At 55.8% G+C, this 15,205-nt stretch carries 14 protein-coding genes and 1 pseudogene; 10 read left to right on the plus strand and 5 right to left on the minus strand.

Annotation, left to right across the window (positions count from 1 at the left end):
- Nucleotides 1-22 precede the first annotated feature (22 nt).
- On the plus strand, nt 23-1,366 hold the full coding sequence (locus EKM95_RS04725) for a threonine/serine exporter family protein (RefSeq protein WP_125696697.1): 1,344 nt from the start codon (nt 23-25) through the stop codon (nt 1,364-1,366).
- Nucleotides 1,367-1,437: 71 nt separating this feature from the next.
- Here EKM95_RS04725 and EKM95_RS04730 read toward each other — a convergent pair whose 3' ends face one another.
- Nucleotides 1,438-2,280 carry a LysM peptidoglycan-binding domain-containing protein gene (locus EKM95_RS04730; protein WP_125696698.1) on the minus strand — a complete coding sequence of 281 codons (843 nt, stop codon included), beginning with the start codon at nt 2,278-2,280 and terminating at the stop codon, nt 1,438-1,440.
- Between the two features lie 206 nt (nt 2,281-2,486).
- Here EKM95_RS04730 and EKM95_RS04735 point away from each other — a divergent pair, with 206 nt between their 5' ends.
- The 6 genes and pseudogenes from EKM95_RS04735 to EKM95_RS04760 all read left to right on the plus strand — a co-directional run bounded on the left by EKM95_RS04735 (nt 2,487) and on the right by EKM95_RS04760 (nt 8,762).
- Entirely contained in the window at nt 2,487-3,167 is a 681-nt protein-coding gene (locus tag EKM95_RS04735; RefSeq protein WP_125696699.1) for a YoaK family protein, read from the plus strand.
- A gap of 306 nt (nt 3,168-3,473) precedes the next feature.
- On the plus strand, nt 3,474-4,286 hold the full coding sequence (locus EKM95_RS04740) for an ABC transporter permease subunit (protein WP_125696700.1): 813 nt from the start codon (nt 3,474-3,476) through the stop codon (nt 4,284-4,286).
- Nucleotides 4,286-5,020: an ABC transporter ATP-binding protein gene (locus EKM95_RS04745; RefSeq protein WP_125696701.1), complete on the plus strand. Its 735-nt coding sequence runs from the start codon at nt 4,286-4,288 to the stop codon at nt 5,018-5,020. The genes EKM95_RS04740 and EKM95_RS04745 overlap by 1 nt, the downstream gene beginning before the upstream one ends.
- Before the next feature lie 13 nt (nt 5,021-5,033).
- Nucleotides 5,034-6,287, plus strand: a complete 1,254-nt coding sequence (locus EKM95_RS04750) for an acyltransferase (protein WP_225423181.1) — start codon at nt 5,034-5,036, stop codon at nt 6,285-6,287.
- Complete coding sequence (locus EKM95_RS04755; protein WP_125696702.1) at nt 6,244-7,779, plus strand: AMP-binding protein; 1,536 nt, start codon at nt 6,244-6,246, stop codon at nt 7,777-7,779. Before EKM95_RS04750 ends, EKM95_RS04755 begins: the two co-directional genes overlap by 44 nt.
- Nucleotides 7,779-8,762 (plus strand): annotated as a pseudogene (locus tag EKM95_RS04760) (aliphatic sulfonate ABC transporter substrate-binding protein). The gene EKM95_RS04755 and the pseudogene EKM95_RS04760 overlap by 1 nt, the downstream one beginning before the upstream one ends.
- Nucleotides 8,763-8,858: 96 nt before the next feature.
- Here EKM95_RS04760 and EKM95_RS04765 read toward each other — a convergent pair.
- From EKM95_RS04765 to EKM95_RS04775, 3 genes are all read right to left on the minus strand, one after another.
- Nucleotides 8,859-9,734, minus strand: coding sequence for an NAD(P)-dependent oxidoreductase (locus EKM95_RS04765; RefSeq protein WP_125696703.1), 876 nt, complete (start codon nt 9,732-9,734; stop codon nt 8,859-8,861).
- A 22-nt stretch (nt 9,735-9,756) separates the two neighbouring features.
- Nucleotides 9,757-10,110 carry a hypothetical protein gene (locus tag EKM95_RS04770; protein ID WP_191988585.1) on the minus strand — a complete coding sequence of 118 codons (354 nt, stop codon included), beginning with the start codon at nt 10,108-10,110 and terminating at the stop codon, nt 9,757-9,759.
- A 386-nt stretch (nt 10,111-10,496) separates the two neighbouring features.
- Nucleotides 10,497-11,492, minus strand: a complete 996-nt coding sequence (locus tag EKM95_RS04775; protein ID WP_125696704.1) for an aldo/keto reductase — start codon at nt 11,490-11,492, stop codon at nt 10,497-10,499.
- Between the two features lie 141 nt (nt 11,493-11,633).
- Here EKM95_RS04775 and EKM95_RS04780 point away from each other — a divergent pair, with 141 nt between their 5' ends.
- From EKM95_RS04780 to EKM95_RS04790, 3 genes are all read left to right on the plus strand, one after another.
- A complete protein-coding gene (locus tag EKM95_RS04780) occupies nt 11,634-12,212 on the plus strand; it encodes a TetR/AcrR family transcriptional regulator (protein WP_125696705.1) in 579 nt (192 codons plus the stop codon).
- 77 nt (nt 12,213-12,289) lie between these two features.
- Nucleotides 12,290-12,889 (plus strand): recombinase family protein, encoded by a 600-nt coding sequence (locus EKM95_RS04785; RefSeq protein WP_125696706.1) that lies wholly within the window; start codon nt 12,290-12,292, stop codon nt 12,887-12,889.
- Nucleotides 12,890-13,424: 535 nt separating this feature from the next.
- Nucleotides 13,425-14,162 (plus strand): GNAT family N-acetyltransferase, encoded by a 738-nt coding sequence (locus EKM95_RS04790; RefSeq protein ID WP_125696707.1) that lies wholly within the window; start codon nt 13,425-13,427, stop codon nt 14,160-14,162.
- A 111-nt stretch (nt 14,163-14,273) separates the two neighbouring features.
- Here EKM95_RS04790 and EKM95_RS04795 read toward each other — a convergent pair whose 3' ends face one another.
- Nucleotides 14,274-15,203, minus strand: coding sequence for a diacylglycerol/lipid kinase family protein (locus EKM95_RS04795; RefSeq protein ID WP_125696708.1), 930 nt, complete (start codon nt 15,201-15,203; stop codon nt 14,274-14,276).
- Between the last annotated feature and the right edge of the window lie 2 nt (nt 15,204-15,205).

The following is a 15,205-nucleotide window of genomic DNA, read 5'->3' on the forward strand; positions in this document are numbered from 1 at the left end:
AGAAACAACAGGAGGAAGCGCCATGACTGCCGCGGAAAAACCCGCATCCACACCAAAAATCTCTCCGAATCACCACATGGCGATTCCCTGGCACAGTTTTGAACACGACCAGGACACGCCAATCAGGGAGACGAGTCTCACCGCGCGCGCCGCATTGGTCGGTCGCGTCGGCATCGTGATGCTCAGTTGTGGCACCGGGGCTTGGCGCGTGCGCGAGGCAATGGACACCGTGTCGCGGGCGCTTGGGTTGACGTGCGCCGCAGATGTTGGGCTGATCACCTTGTCTTTTTCCTGTTTTGAAAAAGGGCATCATTACTCCCAGACATTGTCGTTGCCAGCAAGCGGGGTGAATACCGCAAAGCTTGCGGCGATGGAGCAATTCGTGGACCACTTCGATGCGTGCCTGGGGCTGACGCCAAACGAGATTCATAGTCGCCTCGATAAGATCCAGCACCAGCCCGGCCAATTTTCGCCGCTGCAATTAGGGCTTGCCTCCGCGCTGGCTTGTGCGGCGTTCGTCTTTTTGCTGGGCGGTGGGCCGATCGAGATGCTGTGCTGTTTTGTCGGCGCAGGAGTGGGTAATTATCTGCGTAGTGTCATGGGGCGACACCACATTACGGTCATGGCCAGCACCGCGTTGTCGGTTGCGGCGGCCTGTCTGTCGTATACGCTGCTGTTTTTACTGCTTCGCGCCGGGTTTCATATCGCGTCGGGGCATGAGGCCGGGTATATCGGGGCGATGCTTTTTGTCATTCCCGGCTTCCCGTTTATCACCAGCGGCCTCGATATTTTCAAGCAGGACATGCGCTCGGGGCTTGAACGCGGGATGTTTGCAATCATGGTGATCACGGTGGCCACGGTGACTGGGTGGCTGGTTGCCCTGCTGGTTCATCTGTCGCCGGCCAATTTTTTGCCGCTGGGCTTGTCGGCAGGGGTGCTGCTACTGTGTCGCTTGGTGGCCAGTTTCTGCGGGGTCTTTGGGTTCTCGATCATGTTCAATAGTCCCGTGACCATGTCCGCGGTCGCAGGGGTTATCGGAGCCTGCGCCAATACGCTACGCTTGGAATTGGTCGATCTGACGATGCCACCGGCCGCAGCCGCTTTTCTCGGCGCGCTGCTTGCGGGGCTGTTGGCCTCACTTGCCAATCGGAAGGCGGGGTATCCGCGGATCTCACTGACAGTGCCCGCAATCGTGATCATGGTGCCTGGTCTGTACATGTATCGCGGGATGTTCAACTTGGGCGGCGGGAGTTTTGATGTCGGGGCCTCTTGGGTGGTGCGTGCGGTCTTGATCGTGATCGCCTTGCCGCTGGGGCTCGCGGTGGCCCGCGTGCTGACGGATCCGAAATGGCGCCATATTAGTTGATGCAAAAAAATCGGTTCGCCAGTGATGACGAACCGATTTTGTATTTGAGTGCTGATCATTTAGCTGAAGAATTAGCCGATCACTTCGACGGTCGCGTACAACACGCCGGCGGAAGGAATTGAGCTGCTTGGCATTGCGACGTCTAACTGCCGCGGGTTGCTGGCGGCAAAGGTGCCGGTGTCATTGACCGTCCGAATCCAGGTGGTACCATCGCTCAGCGTGATCTTGAGCTTGGTCCCGCGTGGAAAAACGGACAGGTTTGCGGCCACACCGCTGTAGCCCAGCGAGGAGCCGAGCACAGCCGGATCGTAGAAGGTCAGCTTATAGGTGCCGGCGCTGCTCGTCGCGGATGTGGAAGCGGTCGAATTTTTTGAAGTGGTTGAGGTGCGCGTTGTATTCGTCGTCGTGGTAACGGTGGCCGCAGTTCGGGTCGTTGCGTTTGCGCTCGCTGATGTCTGAGTGGTTGCCTGCGTCCCCGTGGTTTGGGTCAGCGCTGTCAATTGCAGTTTCTCCCCAACGTAGATCAGATTCGCGTTTGAGATGTGATTGAGGCTGATCAGTGTGGTCTGCGCGACCCCGGTCGAGGCCGCGATCGCAGACAGCGTATCACCACTTTTAACTGTATAGGTGTTGGGCGTGGCTGTCGTGTTGGAAGCCGTTGTCGACTTGCTGCTGGTCAACTGCAGTGTCTGGCCGACCACGATCAGGTTTTGATCCTTCAGCGCATTGACGGATGTGAGTTGTTGAACGGTCGTTTGCTGTGTGGCGGCAATCGCGGATAAGGTGTCGCCCGCTTTAACAACATAACTGCCGGCTTGAGTGCTGGCGCTGACTTGTTGGCGCGTGCCGAAAAGGGCGGTGGCGCCGAGCGTGACGGCAGTGGCGAACAGGAAGGTCATGGGTTTGTTTTTCATATTGGGTCACTCCTATCGTTTTTGACAAGGCTCAGCATACAAGATCGAAGTCTCAGTCAAAAAACAACAGGATGACAAATAAACTGTGAAATGCAACATTGTCACAAGGTTGTTGCATTCTCGCAACCATGACAAAAATGACGATCGTGTGACTTGCCTTTGCGAAAAAATGGCGGTAAAGTCTGCGTATTTAAAGGAGGGGGAACATGCGAAAACAACCAGATTACACAAGATTACTGGTCGCGATGGGGTTGGCGGCGGTCGCGGGCAGTCTCGATGGTTACACGTATCTGACGCAAGGCCAAGTCTTTGCCGGCCTGCAAACGGGAAATTTGATCTTGTTGGGGATTCACTTGGGCGCCGGACAGTGGCAGGCAGCCTGGCATTATGTGACGCCACTGGTGATGTTTGGGTTAGGGACGCTGATTGCGCGGCTGATTCAGCATCGGTACCCAAAAACGGCGCGGTGGACGCGAAGCTCCGTCATGTTGGCCTATGAGCTGGGCCTGATTCTGCTTGCCGGGGCGCTTGCGACCTTGACGTCCCTGCCTTGGGTAACGGGCTTGCTGTCGATGGTGGCCGGCACGCAACTGCAGGAATTTCGTGAGTTGCGCGGCAAGCCTTTCACTCCGTTAATGATGACTGGGAACCTTCGGACGTTTGTCGAGGCGCTATATGATCTTTGGATTCGGCGGGATCGTACAGCCAAATTGCGAGCGACCAACATGGGCGGGGTCCTCCTCGGATTTTTGGCTGGCGTTGCGTTGGCCGGGGCATTGCAACCATTTTTGCAGCAAGCCACAATCTTTGTGACAGCGGGGCTGGTGGTGCTGGTGCTTGTTGCCGGTCATTTGCCCCGGATGCGGCAAGCTCATCAGACGGATTGAGACATTTAATAGGAACAAACGCGAATGGCGCAGGACGAAAACAGGTCCTGCGCCTATTTGTGTCTTGCTGTGCCCGATTTTTCCAAGCACGTGGAACAAACGTTTGTGAAATGAGAGCTTCCACAGAAAACGGTTCGGTGTTGCCGCTTTCATAGACGGCTGTTCCTCATGAGCAGGGGACCCGGATGACAGCAGGGGAATCGCGGCTTAGTAACACCTGATATTTTTAGGATTTCATCCCAATTAGTTCACACTATTATCACATTTTAACTCTAATGTTGTTCTCATACGTCAGGAGATGAAGAGATGGAAAATGTGACAGGAATGACGAAAACAAAGAAAACTCATAGACCGCTTTCTTGGCAGCGGGTGTTGCCATGGGTGATTCCCGTGTTGATCATCCTTGCATGGCAAGTGGCCGTGTCGGCAGGCTGGCTGAATAGTAATCTGTTGCCATCACCGCTGGCTGTTTTGCAAGATGGGGTAAAACTAGCCGCGTCCGGTGAGCTGATGAAAAATGTCAGCATCAGTCTGTTTCGCGCGTTGACCGGTTTTGCGATCGGCGGGTCGATCGGGTTCATCCTCGGCATGGCAAATGGTCTGTCGAAAGTTAGCCGCGCGCTTTTTGACTCCACGATTCAGATGCTTCGCAACATCCCGCACTTATCCCTTATTCCATTGGTGATCATTTTGCTGGGCATCGGCGAAGGGGCGAAGATCTCGCTGGTCGCGGTCGGCGTCATGTTCCCAGTCTATATCAATACTTATCACGGCATCACGCGGGTGGACCCGGAGCTCATCGAAATGGGCAAGGCCTATGGGTTGAGCAAGCGCCAACTGCTCGCCAAGGTGATCTTTCCCGGGGCGCTGCCGACGATCTTGGTCGGCATCCGCTACGCACTTGGGGTGATGTGGACGACGCTGATCGTGGCTGAAACCATCTCCAGCTCCAGCGGCATCGGCTACATGGCAACCAACGCGCAGGAGTTCATGAACATGGATACCGTCCTGCTTTGCATTTTGATGTATGCGCTGCTGGGCAAGGCTTCTGACCTGATTGCTAAGGCGCTTGAAGACATTTGCCTCGGCTGGCAGCAAACAGGAAGGAGCGAAGGCTAATGGAAACCACTTTGATCACCCTTGATCGAATTGGCAAAACGTACGGCGACAAGACGGCGCTTCATGATGTGAATTTTACGATCTACCCCGGTGAGTTCGTGGCCTTGGTCGGCATGAGCGGCGGCGGGAAATCCACCATTTTGCGCCTGATCGCCGAGCTTGAACAACCGACAGCAGGCACAATTACACGCGCACAGGCGGATCTGGTCGTGCGAGTCATGTTTCAAAACGATCGGCTCCTGCCATGGATGACGACGCTGGATAATTTGTCTTTTGACAGCCATGACAAGGCCCAGCAAGACAAAGCGAAAAAAACGCTGGCAAGTGTCGGCCTCAAGGATTTTGCCGATCAGTATCCCAACCAGCTCTCCGGGGGGCAAAAACAGCGAGTCGCCTTAGCGCGTGCGTTGATGGCGGATCCCCAGCTGCTCCTTCTTGATGAACCACTGGGCGCGCTGGATGCCCTGACCCGGCGGAACATGCAACAATTCATTGGCCAAGTCTGTGACCAGGGACACCTGACGACCCTGTTGATCACACATGATGTCGATGAGGCGGCGCGCATGGCGGACCGAATCATTGTGATCAAAAACGGGACCAATGTCTATGAGGCTGCGGGGGCAAAAGGCCAAAACGCGGAAACGGTGGCCAAGGTTGCCGAAGAAGTGCTGCAGGTGATTTTGCGGCCAGACGACGACCCAACCCAAGTAGAGGCGGTGGCCGCTCGTGACTGATAGGACCAAGCTGATGGCGAGCGCCGCAACCCAGGCCGGCGATGCGCCGGCAGCGGCCACGCCGAAGAAAAAGAAGCCTTACCTTTACGAAGTCGACATGATGCGGATCTTCTTCATCTTTGGGGTCTTGCTGAATCACTCGACCACCGCATTTTCCCAGCAAATGGTTAACGCCACTGGCTGGCAACATATGGCGCTATTATCGACACACTTATTGATTCATTTTACTCGGATGGGCTTCATGTTCATGACCGGGCTGGTGTTGACGCTGAATTATTATCACCGCGATGACTGGCCAACATTTTTCAAAAAACGGTTCGCCGGCTCGGGCTGGCCGTACCTGCTGTGGAATTTTGGTCTGCTTGTTTTGGCGGTGGTGCTCTCGCTACCGGGTTACACCTGGGCGAATTTTCCAGCGACATTCTGGTCTGCGCTGATTCATGGCGATCAATTCTATCTCTACTACATCTTGGTCACGTTGCAGCTTTATCTGCTTTTCCCACTGATGGTGGCGTTGTTCAAACATTTCGAACACGCACATGGCCGCATCGTGATCATCAGTTTTCTCATTCAGTTGAGCCTGATGTTCTTCATCAAATACGCATTGCCGAGTATCGATCGCAGCAATTGGCTCTGGTGGTTCCGTGCATATGGCGTCAACGTCTTCACCTATCAGTTCTATTTCATCTTCGGGACCTATGTCTCACTGCATTACCAGGCCGTCAGCGCGTTTATTCGCAAACATATCAAGCCGATCGCCACGGCGACCGGGCTGCTGGCGATTGGGACAGTGCCGTATTACTTCTGGAACCGCCTTGTGCTCGACCGCACGCATTCGGCCGCTGTGTCGCCGCACCAACCGTACATGCTGATCTATGACACGATGATGATCATCTTCGTCTTTTGGCTGGGTCAGCGCTATGCGGATTGGCGCAAAAATGGCATTCCGCGTTGGTTTGAAACATTTGTCAAAAACGGGGCGAAGATCTCGTTTGGCATTTATCTGGATCAAACGATCGGCCTGACGATCTTGCGGGCGCTCCTGGCTCAAGTCACGCTATCGGACACGGCGCTGCTGGTCCTGATTCCGTTTGGCTATCTGCTGGTGCTCGGCATCTCGTTTGGCATTGCGTGGTTCTGCTTCAAGGTGCCGCCATTTGGCATCCTGATTGGCCGGCCGCAGTGGCATATTCTAAAACACAATCGAAAAGGAGTCGGTGCGCATGACCGCGTTGACAGAACTGCTGTTGCAGCAGCTAGAAAATAATCAAACTCGTCGCATTATCAAGGACGAAGGCATGGGCCGGTGGTTCACCGGCCAGGAAATGCAGCAAGATGTTGCCGCGTTGAAAAAAATGTTCCGCGCCGCCATTTTGCGCCGCAAAGATGTGGTGTTGGTGTGCCTGCCAAACTCAGCCGTTTTTCCGCTGATCAACCAGGCCGCTTGGGACCTTGGCATTATCATTCATCCAATCTCACCCTCCACCCCGATCGCAGAACTTCAGGCGGATTGGCAAGAACATCGCTACCCATTAATGCTGGTCACGCCGGAATTGGCCGATGCTTGGTCGCTGCCGGCCTTTGACCACTTGGCGGCGCCACTCCTCTCGAATCCGACCCTGCAGGTGCTGACCTCGCGTGCGCTTCTTGGTGCCCGCCAGCCGGCTTTGCCCCAGACGCCGGATGACGATGATCTGGCGTTGATCTTGAACACATCTGGTACTACCGGCAAGCCAAAAGGGGTCGGCCTCACGCACCGAATGATCTTGAATGCGGCCCAGCACAATGCGAAGTCGAACCACATGACGGAAAATGATGTCGCCATGATCAACATGCCGATGTTTCATATCAATGCCCAGGTGATGTCCACACTTTCGAGTCGCGTGGTCAACGCGCGCATCGTGGTCACGCCGAAATTTTCCGCCTCGCGGTTTTGGGACCAGTGTGCCGAGGACCACGTGACCTGGGTCTCGGTGGTGCCGACGATCATTTCGTTTCTGCTTTTGAACGACAAGGCCAACGCCGCTTATGATCGCCTCAAGGACCAGGTCCACCTGCGCTATGTGCGTTCGAGCTCATTTGCGTTGCCACAAGAGCGGCTCCGCGATTTTCAGGCTCGGTTCCACACGCAGGTCGTTGAAGGCTATGGCATGACCGAAGCGGCGAGCCAGTGCACGATCAATCCGTTTGACGCGCCGAAGATCGGCTCGGCCGGCATTCCGTATGCCACTGATGTCGAGATCTTCACTGCGTCGGGTGCGCACACCAAAGCGGCTAATGTCCTTGGCGAGATCGGGATCCGCGGCGATCACGTGATCACGCATTACATGGATCCTAATCTGGAGTCTTTTAAAAATGGCTGGCTTTTGACGGGTGATCTCGGTTACTTTGACGAAGATGGCTATCTCTACGTCAAAGGACGCAAAAAGGAGATCATCTCCCGTGGCGGGGAAAAAGTGGCCCCGGCAGCGGTGGAAAATACGCTCAATGAATTGCCGTTCATTGAGCAGCTGGCAGTCATCGGCATGCCAGATGAACTCTATGGTGAAGAAGTGACCGCAGTGGTGGTCTCCACGACGCCTGGCAAAAACGAGGCGGAAGAGCGGCAGGCCATTTTCGACTATGCCAAGGACCACCTCGCCAAGTTTGAAAGTCCCACGCGTGTTGAATTTGTCAACGACATGCCGCGCAACCCAACAGGCAAGGTCTTGCGGCCACAATTGCGCGACCAACTCATGATGGTAGGAGCAAATAAATAATGAAGCAGAAAAAATCACGTCTCTTGATCTTACTCGTCGTTGTCCTCGCCTTGATCGGGGTTGCCGGGTATGGCTAATGGACCTCAAATGGCGGCGCCAGCGCCAGCACCACGAAAAAGCTGAAGACCGTCACCATTGGCTATCAAAAGGCAGATCCGGTCGACATTTCCCGCCAGCGCGGTGAGCTCGCCAAGGAAATGAAGGCCAAGGGGTACAAGGTCGTCTTCAAGGAATTCCAGGACGGGACGGCGCTGACAACGGCGCTACGGTCGGGCAGCATCGATTATGCCCGCCTTGGCGACACACCGCCAGTCACTGACCAGGCACAGGGCCTCGGCTTCGTGTATGTCGCAGCCGGCTCCGATAAGGTCAAAGGCTCCGGCATTTTGGTCAAAAAGGATGGCGACATCAAAGAACTTGCCGATTTAAAGGGCAAGACGATTGCCTACACCAAGGGCACCTCCGCCCAGTTCATGTTGTTGCAGGCACTGAAGAAGGCGGGCCTGACCACAGATGACGTGAAATTGGTGAACATGGATCAAAGCGCGTCGAGTGTTGCATTTGCCAAGGGTACCGTGGACGCTTGGGCGACCTGGGATCCATACACCGCCACGGCTGAAGTTCAGCAAAATGCAACGATGCTGGTGGATGATACGGGGCTGGCTAAGAACCGCGACTTCCTGCTGACAACGGAAAGCTACGAGAAGAACAACAAGGACGTGTCCAAGCTGCTGATCAAGTATTTGGCCGCCGACATGACCTGGGCGAACAACAACAAGTCTGACCTGATCACGATGTTGGCCAAGACGCTCAAGTTGTCCAAGACCATTGTGACGAAAATGGTCGATCGCCGCGATTACTCAATGGGTAAGGTGACCGATGCCATCGTCGAAGAACAACAGACCATTGCTGACGTCTTTTATGACAACGGCGTGATCGACAAAAAGATCGACGTCAAAGACGCGGTCGCAGATCTCAATTGATCGATCGATGAGACGCAAAAAGCCGGCGTAATTGCCGGCTTTTTTTTGGTTCGCTGATTTGCGCGGCCTGGAAACGGACGCGTTGACTTGGTTTGGTTACGCAAGGTTGTGCCAGCTGGCGTACGTGGTGATCAGACTTTGCGTTCCGAGATCGCCTTGCCCAGCGGCGATGAGCGCTTGATAGAGGCGGTTGGCCTCGCGTGTGGCGGGCAACTCAATACCCAGCGCATCGGCTTCAGTCAGCGCGATACCCAGATCCTTGACGAAGTGTTTGACGAAAAATCCGGGTGTGTAATCCCCGGCAAGGATGCGCGGCCCATAATTTTCTAGGCTCCAGTTGTCCCCGCTACCGCCGCCAACGGTTTTCAGCACCGCGGCGAGATCGAGCCCGGCCGCCTGGGCGTATACCAGCATCTCGGTGAGGCCGGTCATGGTGCCGGCGATCATGATCTGGTTTGCCATTTTGGCGTGTTGCCCTTTGCCGGCTTCGCCAAAATAGGTGATGCTGGTGGCGACTTTTGCCAGAATTGGCTGCAAAGTGGCAAAGGCAGCGCGGTCGCCGCCGACCATCACCGTCAGCGTGCCATTTTTGGCGCCGATATCGCCGCCAGACACAGGCGCGTCAAGGGCGACGACCTGTTGCTTGGCCGCTTCATTAGCGATGCGCGCCGCTAGTGCCGGGGTGCTGGTCGTCATGTCGACCACAACCTGACCTGGGTGGGTGCCGGCCAGAATTCCTTCAGGCGAAAAATAGATCGCTTCGACGTCTGCTGGAAAACCCGCCATCGAAAACGTGATGTCGGTGGCTTCCGCAACAGCCTTGGCGGAGGCCGCCCATTTTGCGCCGTTGGCCAGAACCGCGGCCGCATGCGCCTTGGTGCGGTTGAAGACAGTGACGTCTTCCCCTTTTTTGAGCAGATTGTTGATGATTCCGGTGCCCATAATGCCCGTGCCGATAAAGCCGATCTTCATGTTGGTCTTCCTTTCAGTCGTGTCAGTTGTTGGTGACTTGGTGCGCCGCGATAGTGGGGAGGATGGCGTCGAAGGCCTTCACGGTGTCCGCATAGGTGGTCAGCTGATCGCCGAATTTTGCATTGAACCCCTCGAGGCCATCTTCCGCAAATGCGTATTCAAAAGTATAGAGCTGGTCATAGATCTTTGTGAATTGGGCGAGCAGGTCGTGCTCACCGGCCAGCTGCAGGGCCAGTTGAATCACGCGAAAATCGGTGTAAGCCAGTTCGAATTGAACGGCCCAGGCCCGCATGAACGGATGCTGATTTTGAATGTGCAGGAAATGGTGATCCACGGTCCACTGCAGATTGGCGAGACTATTTTGAACATCTAACATAATAACGCCCCCTTTGCCGTAAATGTAACCGCAAAAGAGGCGAAACGCAACTGATTTGACTTAGGGTGTGGAGCGGGGCGCTTAGGTCTGAGTAGGTAGTTTGGCCTGGACGATTGATGGCGGACTATGCCATCGAGCGGCTGGGTCGACTACCTGTCTCAGACCTGCCCCGCGGAACCCAACTAGAGGGTGCGGAGCCGAGCGTATAGGGGTGGGTAGCTAATTTGGCCCTGGCGCATGGGGCGACCTTGCCCCGAGCGACTGGGCCAATTAGATGTCCCACCCCTGCTCGGCGGAACCCAACTAGAGGGTGCGGAGCCGAGCGTTTAGGGGTGGGTAGGTAGTTTGGGCCGGGCGTGCGATGGCCCACTTGGGCGGTCGCTTACTTACCATGCATACGCTTGTGGCGCCTGGCCGCCGGGTCCTGGGAACAGCTGATCCAAACGCGCCAAGACATCTGGTGTCAGTTCAACGTCGAGCGCGTGGACCGCGGCCTCCAGTTGGTCGATCGTGCGGGGGCCAATGATCGGGGCGGTGACGGCTGGATTTTGCAATAACCACGCCAGGGCGACGGTGGATTGGCTTTCCCCGAGCTCCTGGCAAAGGGCTTCGTAGCCTTCAAGCTGCGTGCGTTGTGCTTCGCTGAGAGCTTTCGCGGCCTGGCTTCGGCGGCTGTTCGGGTCGTCATCCGGGTGGAGAATGTTTTCCGCGAGCAAGCCGCCAGCCAGCGGACTCCAAACGATCAGCCCCATCCCCAGTTCACGAACAGCAGGTAGGACCTCTAATTCTGGCAAGCGGCATAACAGACTGTACTTATGCTGTTCGGCGACCAAGCCGAGAAAATGGCGGTTGTTGGCTTCGGCCTTCGCGTAGGCAAGATGACGTGCGCCAAAATTACTGGAGCCCACATAATAGGTCTTGCCTTGCGCGATCACATTTTCAAAAGCCCCATAGACTTCGTTCCAGTTGATGGCCTCGTCGATATGATGCATCTGCAGCAGCTCGACATGATCGGTCTGCAAGCGGCGCAGCGAGTCATCCAGCGAGCGGTAGATCTTGTACGCAGAAACGCCGGCCGCATCGTTGGGGCCCATTAACGGATCGTGCATTTCACCATACAACTTGGTGGCCAGCACCGTTTTTTCCCGGCGGCCGCCACCTTGCTGGAACCAGCGACCGATGATCTCCTCGGTCCAGCCTTGGTGGCCGCCTTTACCGCCGCCGTAAACATTGGCGGTATCAAAGAAGTTGATGCCTAATTCAAGTGCGCGGTCCATGATCGCATCGGCCTCTTCTTCGCTGGTGCGAGGGCCAAAGTTCATTGTGCCCAGGCACAAGCGCGAAACGCGTAGGCCAGTGTGACCCAAAGTGGTGTATTGCATAAAGCGCCTCCTGATTGACAAAATGTAATCGCTATCTTGTTGAGCATAGTGCGCTGCGGTGTTCGGTGTCAAGTTGCATCCCTAACTTCTTATTTACAAACCTGTAAGTAAGTGGTTGAGTAGACCTATTGGAGGCGTCATATGTCAAAACCACGCAAATTATCGCAACAACTCATCATCGAGGCGGCCGTCAATAGCCTGAATCGCGGTGAAACGGTCACATTTTCGTCTCTGGCCCGGCAACTCGATTGCCATTCGCAGGCCCTTTATCCCTATTTTAAAACGCAGCGCGACTTGATCCGGCAAGTGGCGCTTTGGTTCATCGATCAGTTGAATCAGGAATCGGAAAAGGCAATGGCGGGACTCAGCGGTAAAGCGGCCGTCCGCGCGCTGGCTTTGACTGTGCGAACAATCGGGCTGGCGAACTATCCTGTTTTTACCATGACCATGCGCCTCAGCAGCGAAGGCACGATCAGCTATGACCGAAATCCGGCCATGGCCACGTTTCGGGAACGCGTGCGGGCACTTTTGATCGAGCTGGCCGCCGATGAGCCACAGCGGGTGCTGCTGAACCGGCTGATTCGCGATTATGTCGTTGGCGAGATCGTCAACGTTGCCTCGGGCTGGTTCCAGAATAAGACATTCAGCCAGCTGGACAGCTTCACGAAAAATCTCAATCTGTTGCTGGAGGAATTGCCAGAGGCCTTGCGCGCTAAATAATGCGAGGCGTCATCTTGGTGTCGCGCCAAAATTTGGGGTATCATCAAACTGTAAAATTGCAATGAGGAGGCGTGCACATGCAATATGGCTATATCCGTGCGTGGGATGACTCAGAGGCAGCTCATCAGCGCGCACAAGTCGCGGCCAAAAGACCGGACGTGATCTACCAGGATGACGCAACGGATAACAGTGCTTGGCTGGCGCTTCAGAACCAACTCGCGCCAGGCGACACGCTGATCGTGGCGAGTCTGGATCGGCTTGGCATGTCGTTGGAGGCCATCGTGTTGCTTCTGGAGCAATTGCTTGCCGCCGGAATCACAGTAGCCACCGGGGCGGCTGGTGACTTCGTGGCGCGCGATGGGGCCATGACCGACTTGACGCAAGAAAAAATGACGCTGCTGGCCGTGGCGACTCAGGCCGATCGGATTCTCCTGCAGGAGCGCATGCGGCTTGGCAAGGTGCAGATGATGCAGGACCCGAGCTTTCGGGAGGGCCGGCCACCTGTTTTGACCCCAGTCAAGGAGCGCGCCGTGTTACGCTACTTGGAGACCCACACGCAGATCCAAACGGCCGACCATTATGGCGTTTCCCGTGCCACTGTGACACGGGCAGTGCGACGCGCAAAAGACGCCGCATTGGCGGAACAAGCACAGTCGAAAATTGCTGACAAAAAGTGAGCAGTTTTTGTTGACGAGAAACCGCTTACCATATAAAATAAAGTAGAATTCTCGATTGCAGGTGTAGGCCTTGCTAACCTACTGCTCTCCTGTTCAATTTTTCGGAGATCCACCCGGTGCGCCGGGTTCCGAGCATCATCAGCTTTTCCCGGGGCCGCTTGGGACTAGGATTGATCTCCTAGTTTCAAGGGGTATGAAGCCACGACGGCCACGAGTCTTACAATTGTGGCCAGGGCCGCGGACAGTAACATCGTCCGTGGACACGAGGTGAAAAGGGTCCCGCCAGTTGGTCGCATGCTGGCGGTCACATAGGGCACTGCAGTCACGTAATCGCATCAAGATAAAAATGGGGCCTTTCGGGGCCTCTTTGTCGTGCTGTGAGCAGGGATACAGCCATTTTCTGCCGATTTGTCAGCGTGTTTGCGGAAGGCGCATCGAAAAAAATTCGGTGCGCTTTTTTCCGTCCCTGCTTCATATATCGTGCTGGCGGTTTTGCCTTGGAGCAGGTACGATACAGCTAAAGGAAGTGGACAGGGTGACAACGATCACGAATCAATTTGCGCTAGAGTTTGGCCTTGCGCCAGCGACTTTTCAGGGGGACGCGAATGTCTTTATCACGGGTCAGGCGAACGCCGGCGCCAGGTATTGGGCACGCGGCGCCGGTGACATGGTGATCTATCAGGACCATCTGTTTGTGCGGTGCACAAATGCCCAGCTGACGGCTCGTTTGCAACAGGCTTTCGCGCAGACGCCGGGACAATGGTTCTTCGAGTGGTCAACGCTTCGGCAGTTGGACCAGCTCTTACACTCTTTTGGCTGGCAGATCACCAACCACGCGCCGTTTTTCCTGCCAAAGGGGCCACTCGCCAAGCCGACCGAGCCACATCTGCGACTGATCGAGCGAGATGAGATCGCAGCTTTCCGCACTGATGCCCGCATCCACGAAGCCTTTGCGTTTGATGACGATGATCCGGATCTGTTGGGGATGGGCTACTTTGAAGGAAATCAGCTGAAGATCGTGGCTGGCGCCAATCAAAATGGCCGCTACACTTGGGAGATCGGAATCGAAGTGCTTGATCCGGCGTTTGCCCGCCGCGGGTTAGCGGGCATGGTGGTGCGTGGCTTGGCCGCTGAGATGCAACAACGGCGGCCGGACTGGCTGGTGGTTTATGGCACGCAGTTTTCCCACATGCGATCGATGAATCTGGCGATCGATCAGGGTTTTCGTGTTGGGTGGACCGAGCCGATGTTCAGTCCGATCAGGCGGCATTGAGGCGGCGCCGCTTCCACTGGTTGCGCAGCGCGGCCAGTTAGATTCGCTACGCCAATTTTTGGGGGAATCAAAAGGGCCGAGACAGGCAATGCGTCTCGGCCCTTATTTGATTCACGGCAGTAAGAACAGTTGCGTGGTTTGAGTCAATGTGGCGTGAAGCGGCGTTGATAACTCTTCGCCGTCGACTTGGATATGTTCGTTCGCCTCTGTTGAAAATTCGAACTGTGGGCTGACATAATGGTGGATCGCTGGATCATTTGGCTGGTGCCGCAAGATTCCCAGCAAAACCTTGGCGAGCACCTGCCAGCGTTCGCGCTCGACGATCACCAGGTGCAGGTTGGTGCGATCATCGGCCTCGGGCATGATCAGCCGAATGCCGCCGCCGAGGAACGGATGGTTGGTGAAGACACATAGATAGGAGCGGTCGGAGTGATGGGCGCCTCGGGCATTTGTCCATGTTGAGGTGAAGGGTTTTTGCTTCGCCAGCGCGGTGGCAAAATGAAGCGGATACGACAAGCTGCCGAGTTTCAACGCATTCAGCAGATTTTTCGAGCCCGAATGGTTGGTCGCATAGACCACAAGCGCATCGATGCCGATACCGAAGTTGTTGATGAACCACTGCTGGCCATACTCGCGGGAGGTGATCTGGCCGATGCGAATCGGCTTGGCCACCGCATGCACGAGGGCGTTGGCCGCTTCCTGGGACTTCAGGGGAATGTGATTGGCGCGGGCAAAATCGTCCCCGGTGCCAGTGGGAATGTAGCCGATCGCCACTTCCGGATGCCCGGTCTGTTGCAGGCCGTTGACGACATCGTGGAGAGTGCCATCGCCGCCGATCACAATGATGGTCAGTTCATCCAGGCGGTCGGCATATTGGCCAACCAATTGCGCCGCGATGGTGCGTGCATCACCAGCGGCTTGCGTATGATTTTCGTGCACCGGGGAAAACACGGTTGCAACGGTTTTGATCAGTGCCGGCAGGGCGTCCTTTTCACGGGCGTTACCGGCGTGTTCATTGATGATCAGTTCTGCAGAAGACATAG

This window comes from Lacticaseibacillus yichunensis, from assembly GCF_003946405.1.
Lineage (GTDB): Bacteria > Bacillota > Bacilli > Lactobacillales > Lactobacillaceae > Lacticaseibacillus > Lacticaseibacillus yichunensis.